Source organism: Polaromonas sp. JS666, assembly GCF_000013865.1.
Taxonomy (GTDB): domain Bacteria; phylum Pseudomonadota; class Gammaproteobacteria; order Burkholderiales; family Burkholderiaceae_C; genus Polaromonas.
Map to the genome: position 1 here is coordinate 3,826,804 of NC_007948.1, position 14,133 is coordinate 3,840,936.

Consider the following 14,133-nt stretch of genomic DNA (forward strand, 5'->3'; position numbering starts at 1 on the left):
GCAAATGTTCAGCGTTTCCACGAGGCAAGCCGAGACAAGCGTTCAAAAGCCAGGTCGGTCACCACGGCCAGCATCCCCACCAGCACCGCTCCCTGTAGAACATAAGCGGTATTGAAGCCGCTGAGTCCGACAATAATCGGTGAGCCCAGGGTTTTTGCGCCCACGGTGGAGGCGATGGCCGCAGTGCCTATGTTGATGATGACCGATGTGCGCACGCCAGAAATCCAGACCGGCAGCGCCAAGGGGGTTTCGACCTGCCGCAAACACTGCCAGGGCGACATGCCCATGCCGTTGGCCGATTGGCGGACCGATTCCGGAACCGATTGAAGGCCCGACACGGTGCCATGCACCACAGGAAGCAGGCCGTACAAGGTCAGGGCAATGAGTGCGGGCAGTTCGCCAAAGCCCACCACAGGCACCGCCACCGCAAGCACAGCCACGGGTGGAAAGGTCTGCCCCATGGACACCACAGTCTCCACAACGGGCCGGAACTGCCGCCCGATCGGGCGTGTGATCCAGACAGCGATAGCGCTTCCAAGCAGAACAGACATCGCGCTGGACACGCCCACCAGCTTGCAGTGTTGCCACAGCAGCTGCGCAAACGGCTCCTGGCGGTAAACCGGGCGGTCCAGCTCTGGGAAAAGGCTGGCAAACAGGGGCTGCGAATGCGGCAGCCAGAGCACCAGCGCCGCCAGCGCCAGCAAGGCCCATAGCAGCTTATCCCCGGCCAGCCCGGCCAGACGCCGTAACCCACCCGCGCTAAACATCGGAAGGCCCGGCCTTGTGAAAAATATCAGCGGCATGCAGCACGCCGGCGTGGGCGCCAGCGGCATCCGTCAGATTCACCACCGCGAGCTGGCGCATGGCCAGATAAGACACTGCCTCACGCAGCGTGGTGGCAGCGGGCAGGCTGGGGCCCCGATGTTGGGGTTCGTGCCGCGCCAGGCTCTGGGCAGACTGAAGCGACAACAGCTTGATGCCGATGTCACTGCGGCCCACAAAGTCGACCACCAAGGCGTTGGCGGGCCTGGCCAAAAGCGCCAGCGGCGTCGCCACCTGCACAATCCGGCCCTGGTCGAGCAGCACGATTTTGGTGGCCAGGCGCAAGGCCTCGTCAATGTCGTGGGTGACCATCACGATGGTTTTGCCGGAGGCCTGGTGAACGCGCTTCATCTCCAGCTGCAATGACGCCCGAATCACCGGGTCCAGGGCCCCAAACGGCTCGTCCATCAATAAAACATCCGGGTCTGCCGCCAAGGCACGGGCAACGCCCACGCGCTGCTGCTGGCCGCCCGACAGCTGGTGGGGGTAACGGGTTCTATAGGTCTCTGGGTCAAGCTCGAAAAGCTGCAGCAGCGTGGTGACGCGATCCCGGATTTTTTGGGCCGTCGAGCCGAGCATCTGGGGCACGGTGGCAATGTTGCGCTCCACCGTCCAGTGCGGAAACAAACCCACAGACTGAATGGCGTAGCCCATGCGCAGGCGCAGGTCGCGCACCTTGAAGCTGTAGATTTCTTCGCCATCGAAAAGGATTCTTCCCGCATCGTGGCTTTCCATGCGGTTAATCATCTTCAGCATGGTGGATTTGCCCGAGCCCGAAGCACCGATCAGGACCACAAACTCCCCGCGGTCAATCTTGAGGTTCACCCCGTCTATCGCGGTGACAAGGCCATACGATTTGCTGATATTCTGAAACTCGATCATGACTGCATGCCACTTCCTGATCCGGTGACGCTGGTAAGGCTGATCAACACCTTGAACGCCACATCGGCCAACACCCCCAGAGCGATGATCGGCACGACGCCCAGCAACACCAAGTCCTGTGCGCTGCTAAAGAGCCCTTCAAACATGATGGCACCCAGCCCACCGGCCCCAATGAGCGCGGTGACGGCAGCCAGCCCCACGGCCTGAATGATGGCGGTGCGCACACCCCCCAAAACAACCGGCAGGGCCAGGGGGAACTCGATACGCCCGAAAATCTGAAAGCGCGTCATGCCCATGCCGGTGGCTGCGTCAATCACACCGGATGGAACCGCCTCCAGGCCGGCCACGGTGGCCCTGACCACCGGCAGCAAACCATACAGGGTCAGCGCAATCACGGCCGGAGCCAGGCCTACGCCACTGATGCCTGCCCTGGCGAGCGCGGGCCAGGCCGCGGCCAGCAGGGCCAGGGGTGCCATCAACAGGCCAAACAAGGCAATCGAAGGGATGGTTTGAATGATGTTCAGCAGCGGAAACAGCGCGCCGGCGATCCTGTTTTTTTGACCGGCCAGCCAGCCCAATGGCAGGCCAATGCACAGGGTGAAGGCCACCGCCATCATCACGATCTGAATGTGCCGGACGACCACGCCGACAAAGATATCCGAGCGGTTGGCATACTCTTTCATGATGGACAGGTCGTCGCACCAACCTGCCGACAGCATGAAGCCCACCGGACTCAGCACCGCTGCGGCGACGACAAAGCGTTGTGCGCTGCCCGCCCGCAGGCGCTGCACGCCATCCGCCGCGATCAAGCCCAAAAGCAGCAACACGGCCCAGAATGCGCCACCCAGTGAGGTCCGGGCAAGGGGCGACTCGGCCTCTGCGACGAAGGACGCATACCTGCCTGCGAGCCAGATCAGGCCACTCACCAGCACGCAGGAAACCAAGACCACGGACCACAGCAGTGCGCGACCGGGTTTAAAAAATGCGGCCAGCAGCAAGGAGGCCATTAAAACCGCCAGCAACCAGCCAGGACCTTGCAACACCTGCAGCACCGCAATCAAGGAAATGGGTTCGCCCGATACCAGACGGTTGGGCGCCACGCGCAAAAACGGCAGGCCGTAAAGAACGCCCGCCCCAAGGAACGACATGGCCGCCAGGACGGGGCTCCATCGCGGTGGAGGCGATCCCGAAGGATCTCCAGAAGGACGGCGCCCCTGAGTCACGCGACAGGCTTACTTCAGCAGCCCCTTGGACTTCAGGAAATCTGAAGCCACCTTTTTGGCATCCTGTCCGTCAAGCTGAATCTTCGCGTTCAATGCCTGCAGGGTCGGACCGTCCAGCACCTTGAACACAGGGGCCAGCACGTCCCTGATTTTTGGATTTTTCTTGAGCGTTTCTTCCCGAATGATGGGCGTGGGCGCGTAAATGGGCTGAACGCCTTTTGGGTCTTCCATGATCACCAGACCCAGCGCGGCCACCGCACCATCGGTGCCATAGGCCATGGCGGCGTTCACGCCAGAGGTTTTTTCGGCTGCCGCGCGTATCGTGACCGCCGTATCACCGCCAGCCAGCGTCAGGATTTGGTCGGGTTTGAGTTTGAAGTTGTGTGGTGGTCAAGTTATTTCGGACACATCGATAGGTTGTTGAGTTGCCGATTTTTGCTCGAAGGCAATGGGTGACAAATTTCCCAGTTTTGAATGCAGTCGTTCACAGTTGTAGAAGCCGACGATGTAGTCAGCAACGTCGTTTGTGGCCTCACTGTGATTTGCGTAGTCTTTTTGCCAGACCCGTTCCATTTTCAAATTCAGGAAGAAACGCTCCATCACAGCGTTATCCCAGCAGTTGCCTTTTCGGCTCATGCTACCTACCAGCCCATGCTTTTTCAGCAGCGCCTGATGCGCGCTACTCGCGTACTGCGTGCCCCTGTCTGAGTGCACGATTAGCCCAGGACTGGGATTGCGCTGCGCAATGGCTATCTGCAAGGCCGTCGTCACCAGCGTAGCCTGCATATCTCCAGCAGTAGCCCAGCCCACGATCCTGCGCGAATGCAAGTCCAGCACTGCAGCCAGATACAGCCAGCCACTACGCGTGCGAATATAGGTAATGTCGCAAACCCAAGCCCGATCAGGTGCCGTTTGCTCGAACTGCCGGTCCAGCACGTTCGGCGAGACGGCCAGACCGTGCTTGCTGTTCGTGGTGTGCACAAACTTGCGCCTCCAGACCGAGCGCAGCCCATGGGCACGCATGAGGCTACGTACCCGGTGACGTCCCACGGTCACGCCTCGTGCGTGCAGCGCAGCACGCAATCTGCGGCTACCGTAAGCGCGGCCACTGGCCGCGAAAGCGGCTTGCAAATGAACGCTGGCTGCGCACACCACGGGTGCCTGCTGGCTGCGCTTACGCGCCGCGTAGTATCCGGAGCGGCTAATTTCGAGGATTCGGCACGTCTGGCTAACGGGCACTTGGGGGGTAGCCTTCTTTTGCAAGTCCTCAACGAGCTGGTAGCTCATTTGAGTTCGCGGGCAAAGAAGGCCGACGCTTTTTTTAAGATTTCGACATCGCCTCGCAGTTGCCTGTTCTCGCACTCCAACTGACGAATGCGCTGTTGCTCTGCCGTGATGGGTTTGCCAATGCCACTCTGGCCCGACTGCTCGGCTTCAAACTGAGTGAGCCAGCGTCTGACGGCGCTTTCCCCCAGATTCATGTCCTTGCAGACCTGGCCGATGCTCAGTCCTTGAGCTTTGATCATCTGAACCACCTGGAGCTTGAAGCTCGCATCAAAGGTTCTTCGGGATTTCTGATTTTTCACGTCTTGCGCCATTTAGGTTTGAAAAAACCTATCGTTGTGTCTGTTTAAATTAGACCACCACATTGTAGGCCGCCTGAAAAGCCGGCAACGCATCAGACCGCTCGACAAACTCAGCCGATGCCGCGAGCTTGAACTGCCCGCCGCCCGTGATCCACTTGCCCAAATCGTCCAGGGTCTTGAGCTTGTTGGCGTTCGCCACCTCTTTGCGAACGGCAATCGCCCAAGTGTTGTTGGCCGGCGAGGGCTCGAGCCAGACGATTTTGTTTTTGTCGTAGTCCAGCGTCTTGACGCGCTCGTAGCCCGCCTTGGCGTTCTTCCAGACCGGGCTGGATTCTTCCGAGAAGATAAAAGCGCCGTTGCCGGTGTACTCCGGGTAAAGATCAATTTCGCCGGCCGTGATGGCGCCACGCACGACCTTGGTGTTTCCCAGCGAGGCTTTGTTTTCGGTCTTGATGCCGTTGGCCTCCAGCGCCAGGACAATCATGTTGCCCAGCAGCTTTCCCTCGGTGTCGATTTTGGAGCCGACCCGAACTGGCGCTACCCCCTGCGCCAGCACCCCGCCTGCCGCCAGAGCACCGACCAGCAGCATGGCGGCCCTGCGTTGGATTGATTTCATGGTGAGTACTCCCAAACAAAGGAAAAGTGGACGAAGAGGATTTGACGATACCTTAGACTGACCGGCCTCGGCTAGTGGGCTGTAACGATTGAATCGAAAGCGCTCTACGCAGGGAGCGGTGCCTCCTACCCTGAACGTTGAAAACTGACGATCTGGTTTTAATTTGAATTAACCATCAACGGTGGCCAGCGCCCCCCGAACCTTGGCAATGAAAGACCGGCAGACGGTCAGACAAACCGCTGAGAAGCCGTGATCGATGCTGGCTCAGGAATCTTGACTATTTAGCAAAAAATATCGCTGTAGCCCATATAAATCTGGCACATTAAGCTATTTAATTGATAGCGAATCCGGAATTTTTGACCTGACTTGCCTCAGGGAATCAAGCCCATCGCATGCATATAGGCGGGGTGCAACATGAGCTCGTCCCATTCGTGGGCTGGCGTCACTGGCAGCAGATCAAGCCTGCGCATTTCGCTGGACTCCAGCGCCTCCCATTGGCCTTTGAGCAGCGCCTCGGCCATGCCGTCGAGCAATTCATCGACGGGCTTGCCGTCTCCCACGGACTGGTTGCACAGCAGCACCATGTCGCAGCCGGCGTTGAGCGCGGCCACCGCGGCCTGGGGGTAGCTAACCTCTTTGCCGTCCAGCAGGCGTGCCCCGGCCATGCTCAGGTCGTCGCTGAAAATCGCGCCGCCAAAACCGAGCTGGCCGCGCAAAATGAAGGTCAGCCATTTTTCCGAAAACCCCGCCGGCCTGGCATCGACCTTGGGGTAAATCACATGCGCCGGCATCACGCTGGTCAGCGTGGTGTTGAGCCATTCATAAGGCGCGGCATCGTCGGCGAGGATGGCCTTGAGGCTGCGCTTGTCGACCGGAATGTCAGTGTGCGAATCGGCCTTGACGAAACCATGGCCGGGAAAATGTTTGCCGCAGTTGGTCATGCCGCTTTGCAGCAGGCCATGCATCAAGCTTTTGGCCAGCAGGCTGACCACGCGCGGGTCGCGGCCGAAGGCGCGGTCGCCGATGACACCGCTTTCGCCCCAATCGAGATCCAGCACCGGCGTGAAACTGAAGTCCACGCCGCAGGCACGCAACTCGGCACCCAGTACATAACCGCAGGCGGTGGCCGCATTGGTGGCGGCCAGCTGGTCCTTCATCCACAACGCACCCAGCGCACGCATGGGCGGCAGATGGGTGAAACCGTCGGTCCGGAAGCGCTGGACACGGCCGCCTTCGTGATCGACGCAAATCAACAAATCGGGGCGGACGCGTTTGATGTCGGCGCACAGGTCCGTGAGCTGCTGGCGGTCTTTCCAGTTACGGCCGAACAGGATGATGCCCCCGGTCAGCGGGTGCTTCAGGCGCCGGCGGTCGGCCTTGGTGAGGGACAGGCCCGCAATGTCGATGATCAGGGGAGCGTGCTGGGTCATGGGAAATATTTCAAGGTTACCACTTCAGGGTTGCTATTTAATTGATAGCTGCCTACTCAAATATCGCATAGCTAGAAGTCGTTTTTCTCTACGACGCAAAAGCTGGCCGCATACTCGTTCTCATCGGTCACGCTGACATGCACACTCAGTTGGCGGGTCTCAAACCAGTCCTTGAGCGGACCGTGCAGCACAATCTCGGGCTTGCCGCTGGCCGCTTTGGAAATTTCGCAATGGCGCCAGGTCATGGGCATGCGCATGCCCAGCCCAATCGCCTTGCTGAAAGCCTCTTTGGCTGAAAACCGCGTGGCCAGGTAGCGCACGCCGCGATCCGGCCAGCGCTCGCTGCGCTCCTTCCACGTGGCCAGCTCGGCTTCGCTGAGGATTTTTTGGGCCAAGCGCTCGCCATGACGCTCCAGGCTGGCGCGGATGCGGCGCACGTCGCAGATGTCGGTACCCACGCCGTAAATCATCAGGTCGTCACGGCAAAGGCTTCGTCAATACGGCGCAGGTAATCTTTCACGGTCGCGGTATAGCCCAGCTCCAGCGCGTCGGCTATCAGGGCGTGGCCGATCGAGACCTCCTGAACACCGGGGACTGAGCGCAGGAACGCGGTCAGGTTGTCACGGTTCAGGTCATGCCCGGCATTGATGCCCAGACCGAGGGCAGCAGCGGCGCGGGCGGCGCTGGCGAACCGGCCGAGCGCTTCGCTTCTTTCCGTGCCTGACGAGGCCCGGGCATAGCTTTCGGTGTAGAACTCCACCCGGTCAGCCCCCACGGCCTTGACAGCAGCCATGGCTTCAGCAACGGGGTCCATGAACAGGCTCACGCGCACGCTGCGGGCATGGGCCTGCTCGATCAGTGGCTGCAAGCGGTCGGCATCTGCGGGAAAGCTCCAGCCATGGTCGCTGGTGAACTGGTCTTCGCTGTCGGGCACAAACGTGCATTGATGCAGCGGCAAACCCCGTGCCGTGAGGTCGCGCACAAAACCCATCAGGTTCTGGAAGGGATTGCCTTCAATATTGAACTCGCGGTCAGGCCAGTCTTTCATCAGGGCCGCGAGTTCGTACACATCATCGGGGCGGATGTGCCGCTCGTCCGGCCGTGGGTGGACCGTGATGCCCTGGGCACCCGCCTCCAGGCACAGCTCTGCGGCACGCAGCACGCTCGGAATGTCGATATGCCGCGTGTTGCGCAGCAGCGCGACTTTGTTGATATTGACCGAAAGGGCGGTCTTGTGAACGCCCGTGGGGGCGGGTGGGTGGTCAGACTGACGAAAAAGGGGCATGGCGGTATTGACGGTTAAAGGGCCTGCAGGTCCATCATCATTTGCCGGGTTTTCAGGACCTTCACACCGCAATGGTAGTGCAGCAGCGCCCGCAACTGGGTTTTAAGTTCATTCAGGCCGGGGATGCAGGCCCGCACCGTGTCGGAAAACAGGGCGTTGTCGCCCAGCGCCTGCTGCAGCGCCTGCCATTGCACGCCGGGCAGGCTGTTGCGGTCGTCGTCATGGGCCTGCCTGAGGCCGGCCTCCGCCACCAGCACATAACGGGCCTGAGGCTCCAGGGGCGCCAGCGTTGCCGTCTCGGCATCCAGCAGGGGCAACAGGCCAATATCGCGCAGCAAACGCAGCTCAAAAGCCCGCAGGGCGAGCTGCAGCGTGTCCACGCTCTGGCTGGCCAGCAGTTGCACCGTGGCCGAATAGGCGTCAAAGAGCACCGGGTGCGGGTCATCGCGGGCCAGCAGGCGCATCAGCAGCTCATTCAGGTAGTAACCCGACAGCAGGGCATCGCCGGTGGGCATGACGTGGCCGCCTTGCCACTCCGCGCTTTTCAGGGTCCGGATTTCGGCATCGCCGCCGAAGGCAATGTGCAAGGGCTGCAAGGGCAGCAAAATCGGCCGGAAGCTGGAACTGGGCTTTTTTGCCCCACGCGCCACCAGCGCCACCCGTCCATACTGGCGGGTAAATATCTCCAGAATCAGGCTGGATTCACTCCAGTCGTAGCGGTGCAACACGTAGGCCGGCTCGTCACCGATGCGTTTGGTGGCCATGATCAAGGCGTCAGGCAGCAGACCAACAGCTCACCGCCACACCGGCGCAAGCTCTCCCCTCCCAGCAGGGGCCGCGGAACCGGCTTCGCCGGGCCGCAGGCGCAGCGGCCCCCTCGGGGGGCAGCGCAGTACGCGAAGCGACAAGCGTGGGGGCCTCATTCATACCCGAATGTCTTGACCCGAGCTTCGTCGTCCGCCCAACCCGAGCGCACCTTGACCCATATCTCCAGGAATACCTTGTTGCCGGTGAGCGTTTCAAGCTCATGGCGGGACTCGGTGCCAATTCGCTTGAGCTTTTCGCCCTTCTCGCCAATCACCATGCCCTTGTGGCCATCGCGCTCTACCACGATGGTGGCGGCAATCCTGCGCAGGTTGCCCTCTTCTTCATACTTGTCAATGATCACCGTGGAGGTGTAAGGCAACTCGTCGCCGGTCAGGCGAAACAGTTTTTCGCGAATGATCTCGGCGGCCATGAAGCGGTCGCTGCGGTCGGTCAGTTCGTCGGCGCGGTACATCCAGGGCTGCACCGGCAAATACTTCTCGCAGATGCCGAACAGCCGTTCAATATCCTTGGCGTTGTTGGCGGACATGGGCACAAACTCGGCAAAGTTGTGACGCTCCTGCATGGAGCGCAACCAGGGCGCAAGCTCGGCGCGGCGGTAGATCAGGTCAAACTTGTTGGCCAACAGAATGGCCGGTGTTTTTGCGGGCAACAGGGCCAGCACCTTGGCATCGGCCAGGTTGAACTGGCCGGCTTCCACCACAAAAACAATCAGGTCCACGTCGTTGACGGCGCCCACCACCGTGCGGTTCAGCGAACGGTTCAGGGCATTGCCGTGCCGGGTCTGGAAACCCGGGGTATCCACAAACACAAATTGAGTGGCGCCCACCGTGCGCACACCGGTGATACGGTGGCGCGTGGTCTGTGCCTTGCGCGAGGTGATGCTGATCTTCTGGCCCACCAGGGCGTTGAGCAAGGTGGATTTGCCCACGTTGGGCTTGCCGACGATGGCAATCAGGCCGCAGCGCTGCGTTTCGACGGGCGGAGTATCTGGAACAGCCCCCGCTGCAGCACGCGATGACAAGGCCTGGGCCAGCATGGCATCCAGCGCGTCAGGACCCTGCGCCTCGTCAGCGGGCAATTCAAGCGATATATTCGCCGGCTTCTTCGGCTCTTTTTTACCTGTACTCATGGTCTCTCAAATGGTGTTGGGCGGGGCGCGGTTGCGACGCCGAGTCAGGAATCCAGGGTTTTGAGGTAGATCAGCATGGCGGCCGCCGCCGCCTGTTCACCCGCCCGGCGTGAACCACCGATCCCTCGCTCGGCCCGTCCGTATTCGGTGATTTCGCACTCCACATCGAATGTCTGCTTGTGGGCCGCACCCATCGTGCCGACCACCCGATAAATTGGCAGGTTCATTTTGCGCCCTTGCAACCACTCCTGCAATTCGGTTTTCGGGTCCTTGCCAATGGCCTGCATCTGCGGGTTGATTTCAACGTTCCTGAACAGGCGTCGCACCAGTTGGTCGGCCTTGTCGAAGCCCGCATCCAGATAGACCGCGCCTATCACGGCCTCCAGCGCATCCGCCAGGATGGAGGGCCGTTTCTGCCCGCCAGACCGGGCCTCGCCCTCGCCGAGCCGCAACATCTCGGGCAGGCCCAGCGTCACCGCCAGCTTGTGCAGGGTGTCCTGCTTGACAAGGTTGGCACGCACGCGGGACAGATCGCCCTCAGGCAACTCGCTCAGTTGCTCATACAGCAGGCCGGCCACCGCGAGGTTCAATACGGAGTCGCCCAGAAACTCGATCCGCTCATTGTGGTCGGCGGAAAAACTGCGATGCGTGAGCGCCTGCGCCAGCAGTTTCGGATTGGAAAACTCGTGCTGCAGGCGTTTTTGCAGTGCCAGCAGGTCTGGGCTTGAGGTGGCGCTGGCTCTCACTTATTTGGATCGGCCGTTGTACTTCAGCAGCAGGTAAGCGGGACCTGCCATGTGGATTTCACGGGTATAGGCGAAAGCCACCACGGTCTTGTCGCCCTCTTTCGTGATCTCAAGGTCCTTGCCGGTAATCGATTTGATGTCGTCAATCGCCGCGGCTTTGTCAAAAATGGACTTCACTTCAGCCACCGTATTGCCTTCCCTGGCCTTGCTGGCAGCTTTGTTGATGGCCTGAAATTCAATCAAAGTTGGCAAAACTTGGGCCGCCAGGATACCAGCGCAACCGATGACGCCGCCGACAAACAAAATACCAATGAAGGACATGCCACGTTGCTGATGTTTCATTTTTTCTCCTGCTCTGGCAGGGTGGCCCCCGCGGGTGACCGCTTGATCACCCCCGGAGCGCCTACGCCGTGCCGCAATTACTGAAAAGAACCGATGCGTTTGAGGTTGCCGAAGTTCATCCAGACAAAAAAGGCCTTGCCCACGATGTTTTTCTCGGGGACAAAGCCCCAATAGCGGGAATCCAGCGAATTATCGCGGTTGTCACCCATCATGAAGTAGTGCCCTTCCGGCACCTTGCAGACCACGCCCTCGCTACTGTAACGGCAATTTTGCTTGAACGGAAAGTCCTCCGCGCCGGCCACAAAGGCCGGCCGGTCGTCGTCATTGAGCAGGCGGTACGTCCGTGCGCTATTCGTTTCCTGAAACTGCTTGGCGTAGCGCAGCGCATCTTCATCGAAGAAATCGGCCAAAGACGTTTTGGGCAGCGGCTTGCCATTGATGGTCAGCTTCTTGTTGAGGTAAGCCACCTCGTCTCCGGGCACACCGACCACGCGCTTGATGTAGTCCAGACTGGGCTTGGGGGGGTAGCGGAACACCATCACATCCCCGCGCTGCGGGCTGTGGTTGTCAAACAGCTTGGTGTTGATGACGGGCAGGCGCACACCGTAGTGGAATTTGTTGACCAGAATCAGGTCATTGATGAGCAGGGTCGGGATCATGGAGCCCGACGGGATCTTGAAAGGCTCAAACAGAAAGGAACGCAGCAGGAAGACCACCACAATCACCGGGAACAGGCCGGCGGTCCAGTCCAGCCACCAGGGCTGCATGATGAGCCGGGTTCTGGCTTCGCTGACATTGCTGTCAACCTGGCTGATACCCATTTTGGCCAGCTCGGCCTGGCGCTTGGCCGCGGTCTGTTCAAGTACGGCAACAGCCTTGCGCCGCTGCGGGAGGAAATAAAACCGCTCCGCCAGCCAGTAAATGCCGGTGACCACAGTTGCCAGGAAAAGCAGCAGCGAGAAGTTGCCCTCCACTGCGCCCAGATACCAGGCACCCCCGTAGCCGACAAACGCCGCCAGCACCAACGCGGTGATGGAACTCATGGTGTTGCCCATTATTCTTCTACCTGCAATATGGCGAGGAAAGCCTCTTGGGGCACCTCCACCGAACCGATTTGTTTCATGCGCTTCTTGCCCGCTTTTTGTTTTTCGAGAAGCTTGCGTTTGCGTGAAATATCCCCGCCGTAGCACTTGGCGATCACGTTTTTGCGCAGCGCCTTGATTGTCTCACGCGCAATAATATTGGCGCCGATGGCCGCCTGGATGGCGACGTCGAACTGCTGCCGCGAGATGATCTCGCGCATCTTGGCCACCACCGCCCGGCCCCGGTAGGCGGACTGGCTGCGGTGAACAATGATGGACAGCGCATCAACCTTCTCGCCGTTGAGCAGAATGTCCACCTTCACCACGTCGGAGGCCCGGAACTCCTTGAATTCGTAGTCCATCGACGCGTAGCCGCGCGAAACCGATTTGAGTTTGTCAAAGAAATCGAGCACGATCTCGCCCAGCGGCATCTCATAGGTCAGCATGACCTGCTTGCCGTGGTAGGCCATGTTCAGCTGCACGCCGCGCTTGAGGTTGGCCAGCGTCATGACGGCGCCGACGTAGTCTTGCGGCATGTACAGGTGCACAGTCACGATGGGCTCGCGAATCTCCGTGACCCTGCCGGCATCGGGGATTTTGGAGGGATTTTCAACCTTGATGATCTCACCGTCGGCCTTGAGCACCTCGTACACCACGCTGGGCGCAGTCGTGATCAGGTCCTGGTCGAACTCCCGCTCCAGCCGCTCCTGGACGATCTCCATGTGAAGCAGGCCCAGGAAGCCACAACGAAATCCAAAGCCCAGGGCCTGGCTGACTTCCGGCTCGTAATGCAGCGAGGCATCGTTGAGCTTGAGCTTTTCCAGCGCATCGCGCAGGGAGTCGTACTCGCTGGCCTCGGTCGGATAGAGCCCGGCAAACACCTGGGGCTGGATTTCCTTGAAGCCGGGCAGCGCTTGCGTGGCCGTGAAGGCCGCGCCACCCGTGCCGGGTTTGATCAGGGTCACGGTATCGCCCACGCGCGCCGCCTGCAGCTCCTTGATACCCGCAATCACAAAGCCCACCTCACCGGCCTCCAGCGACTGGCGCGGCTCTGTGTGCGGCGTGAAGACGCCAAGTTGCTCTGCGTTGTACATGGCTTCGCTGGCCATGAGCTTGATGCGGTCGCCTTTGGCAAGGCGCCCGTCCACCACGCGCACCAGCATGACGACGCCCACGTACGCGTCGTACCAGCTGTCGATGATCATGGCGCGCAATGCGCCGTCCGGATTGCCCTTGGGCGGCGGCACCCTGGCGATCACAGCTTCCAGAATTTCGTCGATGCCCATGCCGGTCTTGGCGCTGCAGGGGATGGCATCGGTTGCATCAATACCGATCACGTCCTCGATTTCCTGCTTGGCATTCTCGGGGTCGGCCTGCGGCAAATCCATCTTGTTCAACACGGGCACCACCTCCACGCCGAGATCCAGCGCGGTATAGCAATTGGCGACGGTCTGCGCCTCCACACCCTGGCTGGCATCCACCACCAGCAGCGCGCCCTCGCAAGCAGACAGCGAGCGGCTCACTTCATACGAGAAGTCAACGTGGCCTGGTGTGTCGATCAGATTGAGGTTGTAGATCTGGCCATCGCGTGCCTTGTATTTGAGCGCAGCGGTCTGCGCCTTGATGGTTATCCCACGCTCCTTCTCAAGATCCATTGAATCGAGAACCTGCGCACTCATCTCGCGATCCTGCAAACCACCACAGCGCTGGATGATGCGATCAGCCAGCGTGGATTTGCCGTGATCAATGTGCGCAATGATCGAAAAATTTCTGATGTGATTCATCAACGAGAACACCTAAGTGCTTGAAAGTATTGCGAAGAGATTGCACGTCATTCGCAATGGACCATAAAAAAGGGCGCGTCGAGTAGTGACGCGCCCTGAACCAACAATCTATGGCAACTGCGATAGTTGGAACTTCATTGTAGGCAAAAAGCCAGCGGCGAACAGTCCCGAAATCCCCATATTTTTGTCGTTGCAGGCTAGCAACAGGAAACTTATGCACAACTTATTCACAATTTTATATTGCTTGGCTCTGGACAACTTGTGGGCGATCTGTGGATCAGCACTGAATGGATGGAATTGAGGATGAAAGCCACAAGAATCTTGGCCATCAAGAACCTCGATATATCAAAAAGGTACCAAAGCTCTACAGCATTCTAC

The 14,133-nt window shown here is 59.9% G+C and carries 14 protein-coding genes and 1 pseudogene; all 15 read right to left on the reverse strand.

From position 1 onward, the window contains the following. Positions 1–8: 8 nt before the first annotated feature. Positions 9–767 carry an ABC transporter permease gene (locus BPRO_RS18080; protein WP_011484522.1) on the reverse strand — a complete coding sequence of 253 codons (759 nt, stop codon included), beginning with the start codon at positions 765–767 and terminating at the stop codon, positions 9–11. Continuing rightward, positions 760–1,704, reverse strand: a complete 945-nt coding sequence (locus tag BPRO_RS18085; RefSeq protein WP_011484523.1) for an ABC transporter ATP-binding protein — start codon at positions 1,702–1,704, stop codon at positions 760–762. The genes BPRO_RS18080 and BPRO_RS18085 overlap by 8 nt, the downstream gene beginning before the upstream one ends. Next, entirely contained in the window at positions 1,701–2,852 is a 1,152-nt protein-coding gene (locus BPRO_RS18090) for an ABC transporter permease (protein ID WP_011484524.1), read from the reverse strand. Before BPRO_RS18090 ends, BPRO_RS18085 begins: the two co-directional genes overlap by 4 nt. Positions 2,853–2,936: 84 nt before the next feature. Further along, positions 2,937–3,311: pseudogene (locus BPRO_RS18095) on the reverse strand (glycine betaine ABC transporter substrate-binding protein); the annotation flags it as partial. 6 nt (positions 3,312–3,317) lie between these two features. After that, positions 3,318–4,525 (reverse strand): IS3 family transposase gene (locus BPRO_RS18100; RefSeq protein ID WP_232291426.1). Its coding sequence is split into 2 segments (ribosomal slippage): positions 3,318–4,240 and positions 4,240–4,525, totalling 1,209 coding nucleotides; the frame shifts between segments, so codons are not numbered across the junction. A gap of 37 nt (positions 4,526–4,562) precedes the next feature. Continuing rightward, positions 4,563–5,129, reverse strand: coding sequence for a glycine betaine ABC transporter substrate-binding protein (locus BPRO_RS18110; RefSeq protein ID WP_011484525.1), 567 nt, complete (start codon positions 5,127–5,129; stop codon positions 4,563–4,565). A gap of 371 nt (positions 5,130–5,500) precedes the next feature. Continuing rightward, on the reverse strand, positions 5,501–6,559 hold the full coding sequence (nagZ, locus tag BPRO_RS18115; RefSeq protein WP_011484526.1) for a beta-N-acetylhexosaminidase: 1,059 nt from the start codon (positions 6,557–6,559) through the stop codon (positions 5,501–5,503). Between the two features lie 71 nt (positions 6,560–6,630). Then, positions 6,631–7,029, reverse strand: coding sequence for a holo-ACP synthase (gene acpS, locus BPRO_RS18120; protein WP_011484527.1), 399 nt, complete (start codon positions 7,027–7,029; stop codon positions 6,631–6,633). Further along, positions 7,029–7,844, reverse strand: a complete 816-nt coding sequence (locus BPRO_RS18125) for a pyridoxine 5'-phosphate synthase (RefSeq protein WP_011484528.1) — start codon at positions 7,842–7,844, stop codon at positions 7,029–7,031. Before BPRO_RS18125 ends, acpS begins: the two co-directional genes overlap by 1 nt. A 14-nt stretch (positions 7,845–7,858) precedes the next feature. Next, on the reverse strand, positions 7,859–8,608 hold the full coding sequence (gene recO / locus BPRO_RS18130) for a DNA repair protein RecO (RefSeq protein WP_011484529.1): 750 nt from the start codon (positions 8,606–8,608) through the stop codon (positions 7,859–7,861). 155 nt (positions 8,609–8,763) lie between these two features. Then, entirely contained in the window at positions 8,764–9,708 is a 945-nt protein-coding gene (gene era, locus BPRO_RS18135; RefSeq protein ID WP_011484530.1) for a GTPase Era, read from the reverse strand. 137 nt (positions 9,709–9,845) lie between these two features. Then, positions 9,846–10,547, reverse strand: coding sequence for a ribonuclease III (gene rnc / locus BPRO_RS18140; RefSeq protein WP_011484531.1), 702 nt, complete (start codon positions 10,545–10,547; stop codon positions 9,846–9,848). Beyond that, entirely contained in the window at positions 10,548–10,889 is a 342-nt protein-coding gene (locus tag BPRO_RS18145) for a DUF4845 domain-containing protein (protein ID WP_011484532.1), read from the reverse strand. Between the two features lie 77 nt (positions 10,890–10,966). After that, positions 10,967–11,944, reverse strand: coding sequence for a signal peptidase I (lepB, locus tag BPRO_RS18150; protein ID WP_011484533.1), 978 nt, complete (start codon positions 11,942–11,944; stop codon positions 10,967–10,969). Further along, complete coding sequence (lepA, locus tag BPRO_RS18155) at positions 11,944–13,755, reverse strand: translation elongation factor 4 (protein WP_011484534.1); 1,812 nt, start codon at positions 13,753–13,755, stop codon at positions 11,944–11,946. The genes lepB and lepA overlap by 1 nt, the downstream gene beginning before the upstream one ends. Between the last annotated feature and the right edge of the window lie 378 nt (positions 13,756–14,133).

Coding starts and splice junctions, on each gene's coding strand:
- BPRO_RS18080 (WP_011484522.1), bottom strand. CDS start 767: ATGTTTAGCGCGGGTGGGTTACGGCGTCTGGCCGGGCTGGCCGGGGAT.
- BPRO_RS18085 (WP_011484523.1), bottom strand. CDS start 1,704: ATGATCGAGTTTCAGAATATCAGCAAATCGTATGGCCTTGTCACCGCG.
- BPRO_RS18090 (WP_011484524.1), bottom strand. CDS start 2,852: ATGTCGTTCCTTGGGGCGGGCGTTCTTTACGGCCTGCCGTTTTTGCGC.
- BPRO_RS18110 (WP_011484525.1), bottom strand. CDS start 5,129: ATGAAATCAATCCAACGCAGGGCCGCCATGCTGCTGGTCGGTGCTCTG.
- nagZ (WP_011484526.1), bottom strand. CDS start 6,559: ATGACCCAGCACGCTCCCCTGATCATCGACATTGCGGGCCTGTCCCTC.
- acpS (WP_011484527.1), bottom strand. CDS start 7,029: ATGATTTACGGCGTGGGTACCGACATCTGCGACGTGCGCCGCATCCGC.
- BPRO_RS18125 (WP_011484528.1), bottom strand. CDS start 7,844: ATGCCCCTTTTTCGTCAGTCTGACCACCCACCCGCCCCCACGGGCGTT.
- recO (WP_011484529.1), bottom strand. CDS start 8,608: ATGGCCACCAAACGCATCGGTGACGAGCCGGCCTACGTGTTGCACCGC.
- era (WP_011484530.1), bottom strand. CDS start 9,708: ATGCTGGCCCAGGCCTTGTCATCGCGTGCTGCAGCGGGGGCTGTTCCA.
- BPRO_RS18145 (WP_011484532.1), bottom strand. CDS start 10,889: ATGAAACATCAGCAACGTGGCATGTCCTTCATTGGTATTTTGTTTGTC.
- lepB (WP_011484533.1), bottom strand. CDS start 11,944: ATGGGCAACACCATGAGTTCCATCACCGCGTTGGTGCTGGCGGCGTTT.
- lepA (WP_011484534.1), bottom strand. CDS start 13,755: ATGAATCACATCAGAAATTTTTCGATCATTGCGCACATTGATCACGGC.